General features: G+C 54.3%; 2 protein-coding genes. Both read left to right on the plus strand.

All coding sequences use genetic code 11. The features are described from left to right. Positions 1-1,523: CHASE2 domain-containing protein (locus V6D20_01550; protein HEY9814481.1), on the plus strand; the 1,523-nt coding region annotated here is incomplete at its 5' end. Between the two features lie 27 nt (positions 1,524-1,550). Next, positions 1,551-2,354: a DUF928 domain-containing protein gene (locus V6D20_01555; GenBank protein HEY9814482.1), complete on the plus strand. Its 804-nt coding sequence runs from the start codon at positions 1,551-1,553 to the stop codon at positions 2,352-2,354. The last annotated feature ends 140 nt before the right edge of the window (positions 2,355-2,494 follow it).

Genomic DNA, 2,494 nt, shown 5'->3' on the forward strand with positions numbered 1-2,494 from the left:
CCCATGGGTATCTGCGGATTGCTGAAATGAAAGCTCCCCTAGCGATCGCCAAGCAGCATGGCCTACAGTTTGCCTTGTTTAATTCTTGCAACGGTTTGAACCTAGCAGAATCCTTGATTGATCTAGGCTTGAGCCAAGTGGTGATCATGCGAGAACCGATCCACAACAGCGTTGCCGAAGCTTTCATTGTGCGTTTTGCCCAGGCCCTAGCCCAGCATAAAGACGTGCAGGAATGTCTCCAGGATGCTTGCCATGCGCTCAAAATCCAGAAGGCGTTAACCTATCCCGCCGCTGATTTGGTGCCATCCTTATTTCGCTATCCCCACACCCAGCTCTTCCGCATTCCGCCTACGGGCTGGCGGGAATGGCTAGCGGCTCTGACGCCCAATCGATGGGAAGCGATCGCCCTCCTAGTCTTGCTGATTCTAACCTGGCAACTGCCGGTACAAAAGTGGTTGATCGAACGGCGGGTTCTGCTACAGGCTTTCTACCAAGATCTACCCTGGCAACCAACGCCGCCAGATCCACCCACCCTCCTGCTGCAAATTGACGAAGCGGCCCTGCGCGACCAAAAGCGCTTTCGTCCTATTCCCCGTGATTATCTAGCTCAGTTGGTGGATCAGGCCGCTGGCACCCCTGTCATTGGCATCGACTACTTACTTGACCTGCGGGATGACGATGATCCGATCCTGGCCCAATCCTTCGCCGCTGCCGCTCAGCAGGGTAGCTTCTTTGTCCTAGGAGCTAGCCGCGAACAAAATACCCGTCAGTGGCGCTATGCCCAAGATAGCCTACGCCATCCAGATTGGAGCATCAGCGGCAGCATGACCACCCGGGGCACCCTCTATGCTGAACTGTTGAGCCAAGAACCCTGGCCGCTTTCTTATCTGCTAGCAGCCCTACACCATCACTGTGACGCACCCCCTTGCACCCTGCTATCTGACCTACCCCAGTCTCCGCGTTTTCGGGCCAGTTGGTTGACCCGATTCAGCTATGGATTGGGTCAAATGTGGCTGCATCCGATTATTGACTATTCTCTACCGCCCGATCAGGTCTACGATACCCTATCGTCCCAACGGGCCCTAGACACAGTCTTTCCTTCCCCTGGTTCTGAGCAAATCCTGATGATTGTTCCCAACTATGCCGCTGCGGGCATCGAGCGAGAGAACGAAGATAACTTTCTCGCCCCCGCCGCCTATCGCTACTGGCGTGGGGGAGAACAGCGTATCCTCACCGGAGGGGAATACCACGCTTACCTGCTGTATCAATACCTCAACCATCGTATGGTGATTCCTATTCCCGATGTTTGGATGATTATTCTCGCTGCCGTCGTTGGCAAAGGGGTGAGGTTGATCCTCCCTACCGCCCGGCGTTCTGCCCTGCTGCACCTCAGCGGCGGTACGTTCCTATACAGCCTCGGCAGTCTAGCGCTCTATGCTTCCAGTGCAGCGATCGCTCTCCCGATCCTCACCCCCAGTCTAGTCGTTTGGTTGATCGCCCTGCGACCCACCTCTCGTGCCTAAGCGTTTTTCACTATCCCTAACCCAGGGATGCCAGTTGTTACAACCTATCCTCAAAATACCATGTCCTATCCTCGCTTTTTATCCTACCTACTGACCAGCTTGCTGGGAACGGCCATCAGTCTCTCTCTCAACGTCGCCGTTCAGGCTAGCAGTCCTAAATCTGACCGGATAGCTCCTCCCATTCTAGGATGGCGCAGCCTCCTCAACCTTTTTACCCAAGAACCTCCAGAACCGCCTAATAATGGTGGTTCTCGTCCTATCAATAACGACGGTCTCTGCTGGATTGCTCCTGTGAACCGCCCAGACGCTGCCGTGGTATGGAGCGATCGCCCTACCCTAACCTGGTATAGCCCTAACGACGTTATCACTCAAGTGCGGCTCACGCCCATTGATGATCGCCATCCAACTCTGATCTATGATGTTTCTGCTGAGCATCAGAGCCTTGTTTTAGACTTACCTATCTATCAACTAACCCTTGATCGCCCCCTTGCTGTTGGCGTTACCTATGAATGGCAGATGTATCGCCAAGTGCCAGGAGCAGAGAACCCTGGAGCACCTCTACCACAACTGGAACTAATCCGGGTGATGGCAACTGAGGAAAGCGATCGCCTCGCAGCGGACTTAGCTCAACTGGAACAAACCCAGAGCGATCAGGGGATTGTGGGTGAAGCCGCTATGCTTCAGCGATCGGCTTTCTTTGGACAGCGAGGGCTGTGGGCGGAGATGTGGAACAGTCTACTAACCCAGCCAGAGCCGTCAACAGAACTGGAACAAGCGATTTATGATACGCTTGTATCTCTTTGCAGCCTATCAGAGCAAGAGATGGGCTAAGAGCTCTGGATGCCTCCTAAGTCCAGTGCAGGGTGTTGCTGGATCAGGGGGCGTTGTTGCATGAAGAGGGGTTATGGAGGGGGAGAGTCATGGTAGATTTAGGGCGTTGCTGAATCTAGGTATGAATCGCAACATCTACC

It is taken from the genome of Candidatus Obscuribacterales bacterium (genome assembly GCA_036703605.1).
Taxonomy (GTDB): domain Bacteria; phylum Cyanobacteriota; class Cyanobacteriia; order RECH01; family RECH01; genus RECH01.